4 protein-coding genes are annotated in these 2,892 nt (G+C 70.3%); 1 reads left to right on the top strand and 3 read right to left on the bottom strand.

Annotation, left to right across the window (positions count from 1 at the left end):
• Both WA805_RS02645 and WA805_RS02640 read right to left on the bottom strand, forming a co-directional pair.
• Positions 1-146 (bottom strand): thiamine pyrophosphate-binding protein (locus WA805_RS02645; protein WP_422290855.1); only part of this gene is annotated, 146 nt, incomplete at its 3' end.
• Positions 143-913 carry a cyclase family protein gene (locus WA805_RS02640; protein WP_422290853.1) on the bottom strand — a complete coding sequence of 257 codons (771 nt, stop codon included), beginning with the start codon at positions 911-913 and terminating at the stop codon, positions 143-145. The genes WA805_RS02645 and WA805_RS02640, both read right to left, overlap by 4 nt.
• A gap of 134 nt (positions 914-1,047) precedes the next feature.
• On the opposite strand from WA805_RS02640, the gene WA805_RS02635 reads away from it, so the two are divergent.
• Entirely contained in the window at positions 1,048-2,634 is a 1,587-nt protein-coding gene (locus WA805_RS02635) for a PQQ-binding-like beta-propeller repeat protein (RefSeq protein WP_425241565.1), read from the top strand.
• 21 nt (positions 2,635-2,655) lie between these two features.
• Here WA805_RS02635 and WA805_RS02630 read toward each other — a convergent pair.
• On the bottom strand, positions 2,656-2,892 hold a 237-nt coding region (locus tag WA805_RS02630; RefSeq protein ID WP_425241564.1), incomplete at its 5' end, for a hypothetical protein.

Raw genomic sequence — 2,892 nt, 5'->3', positions numbered from 1 at the left:
CCCTCGTGCCGCGCGGCGACGAAGCGGGCGCCGCCCGCGGTCAGCGCGTTCGTGACGTGGAAGTTGCCGCTGCCGACCACGCCGAACACGGTCCTGACACCCGCCTGGGCCAGCGCGGCGCCGACCGCGTCGGCGACGGTGGTCATTTCTCTACGAGCGCGAGCACGCGGGCCGGCGAGCCTGAGCCGGTGACGATCGGCAGCGGGGCGGCGATGACGACCGCGCCCGTCACCGGGAGCCTGTCGAGGTTGCGGAGCTGGGTGAGCCCGTACTTGCCCGCGCCGAGCACCTCCTGATGGCACGGGAACGCGGGGTCGAAGCCGTAGGCCTGGCCCGCGTCGGTGCCGACCGTCTCCACGCCCACTCCCAGCAGGTCGCTCGCGGCCAGGTACCTGGCGGCGGCGTGCGTCATGCCCGGCGTGTGCGCGCCCTTGTCGTCGGCGTTGGCGAACCGCCGCGGGTCGTCGCCGCGGCCGGACCAGCCGGTGCGGAAGAGCAGCCAGCCGTGTTCTGGCAGCGGGCCGTGCTGCTGCTGCCAGTCGTCGAGGTCCCCGGCGTCGAGGAGATAGTCGGGGTTCCTCGTCGCCTCGGCGACGCGATCGATGACGACCGCGGGGCCGATCAGCCGGCCCGGCGGGATCTGGGACACGTCCTCGAGATCCTTGCCGGTGACCCAGTGGTTCGGCGCGTCCAGGTGCGTGCCGGTGTGCTCGCCGGTGCGGATGTTGTTCCAGTACCAGGCGGGGCCCCGGTCGTCGTAACGGCTGATCTCCTCGAGCTGGAAGGTGTTCGTCTGGCCCCACTGGGGCGGCAGCTGGAGGATCGGTGTCCCCGCGTGCAGCGGCGACGTGAGGTCGATAACCTCGATCGAGCCGTCGACGATCCGCGCTGCGAGCGAGCCGAGATCGGTCATGTGCCGGCACGGTAGCGGGGGCGGCCGGTTCCGTCAATAGGGTGGCCGCGCGTTCTTCGCGGGGGACTGCACGGTTGACCAAGCTGATGTCACGGATCTATCATTGTGATATCACTTTAAATGAGGTGAATCGGATGACTGCGAGCCTTTTTTCACACCGTCGTATCTACTCTGGCCTGGTTGCCGCGTCGGCCCTGGCCCTGCTCGCCACTGGCTGCTCCGCCGCGAGCTCAAGCCAGCCCGCGCCGGTGACCAGCACGTTCGCCGACGCAGCCGCGGCGTCAGGGTCCTGGCCGTACCCGAACGGCGACCTGGCCAACACCAGGGTCGCCACGGGCTCGACGATCACCGCGGCCAACGTGTCCCAGCTCAAGGAGGCGTGGGCGTTCAAGCTCACCGGCCAGGGAGCGGCGAACCTGCACGGCGCCGGCTCGCTGGCCGCTAACCCAGTCGTGGCGGACGGCGTCGTGTACATGCAGGACCTGTACAGCAACGTGTACGCGATCTCCCTCGCCACCGGCAAGCTGAAGTGGGAGTACCAGGTGGACACCCCGGTGAAGACCGGTCCCGGGCCCAATGGGGTGGCGGTGGCGGACGGCCGGGTGTACGGGCAAACGGCAACCGCGGCATTCGCGCTCAACGCCGCGACCGGGAAGCCGGCCTGGACAGACAGCAGCCTGCTGAGCAGCGGCGAGGGGACGTTCGAGATGCAGCCGCAGGTTTCTGGCGGGCGGGTTTACCTGTCCACCGCTTACGGGTCAGGATCTGGCGGCGGGGTGCTGATGGCGCTCAACGCGTCGAACGGCGCGCTGCTGTGGAAGTTCAACACGCTGACCGGGCCGGCGCCCGGCGTGCAGGCGCTCGGCCTCGGGGCGGGCGGCGCCTGGGAGACGCCGCTGGTCGGAGGCGACGGAACGGTGACGTTCGGGACAGGAAACCCGTACCAGTCGCTCGGCTCAGCTATCTCGCAGCCGGCCCGGCTGCTCTACACCAACAGCGAGGTGAACCTGGACGCGGCGACCGGGAAGCTGCGCTGGTATTACCAGGCCGTGCCGAACGACTTCAAGGACTGGGACATGCAGGCGTCGCCGATCGCGGCGACGGTGGGCGGGGTGCCGGCGATCATCGGCGGCGGCAAGATGGGCGACGTCTACGCGATGAACGCCCAGACAGGGGCGCTGCTGTGGAAGACGCCGGTCGGCGAGCACAACGGTCACGACGACGACTCACTGCTGCTGCTCGAGCACAAGATCACCCTGAAGCCGCCCTACGTGATCGCGCCGGGATCGTACGGCGGCATCCTGGCCAACATGGCGCTGGCGGACGGCACCGTCTACGCGGAGACCATTAACCTGCCGCTCACGATCAGCAGCCTGCAGAGCGTCACCGCCGACGCCTCGGCCGGCGTCGGCGTCAGCGGGGAAGTGGAAGCGCTCAGCCTGGCTACCGGCAAGGTGGAATGGGCCACGAAGGTGGCGAGCTTCCCGCTCGGCGCCGCCACCGTGGTCAACAACCTGGTGGTCACCACGCTGCTTACCGGCGAGCTGATCGCCCTGAACCGGAGCACCGGCGCGATCGTGTACCAGCAGAAGCTGCCCGCTGAGACGAACGCGCCGATCGCGGTGGCCGGCAACGCGGTGATCGTTGCCGCGGGCGCTCCCGACAAGACCGCGACCGCCAGGGGCGGGCTCCCGCAGGTGGTGGCGTACACGGTGCCGTGACGACGGCGGCCGGTCTGCAGGTCAGGTGAAGACCGGCCGCGCGGGGTCGAGCTGTTCTATCGCGGCCTCGAGCGCGGTGGTGAGGGTCTCGCGGCTGCGCCGGTTGTACACCGGGCCGGTTGCGTCGGTCAGCAGGACGGTCGCCATGGCCACGCCGCGCGCCCCGACGGGCAGCGGGGTGCCAAGGCGCTGCGCCAGTTCCCTGATGGTCGGCTCTTCCTTGGCGATCGGGGCGGCGCGGACCCGGCGGGCCTGGCC

Source organism: Trebonia sp., assembly GCF_049794275.1.
GTDB lineage: Bacteria > Actinomycetota > Actinomycetes > Streptosporangiales > Streptosporangiaceae > Trebonia.
This window is presented reverse-complemented; position numbering and strand designations above follow the sequence as displayed.

Bases quoted from the DNA above. Each gene is read 5' to 3' on its own strand.
- WA805_RS02640 (WP_422290853.1), bottom strand. From the start codon at position 913: ATGACCGATCTCGGCTCGCTCGCAGCGCGGATCGTCGACGGCTCGATC.
- WA805_RS02635 (WP_425241565.1), top strand. From the start codon at position 1,048: ATGACTGCGAGCCTTTTTTCACACCGTCGTATCTACTCTGGCCTGGTT.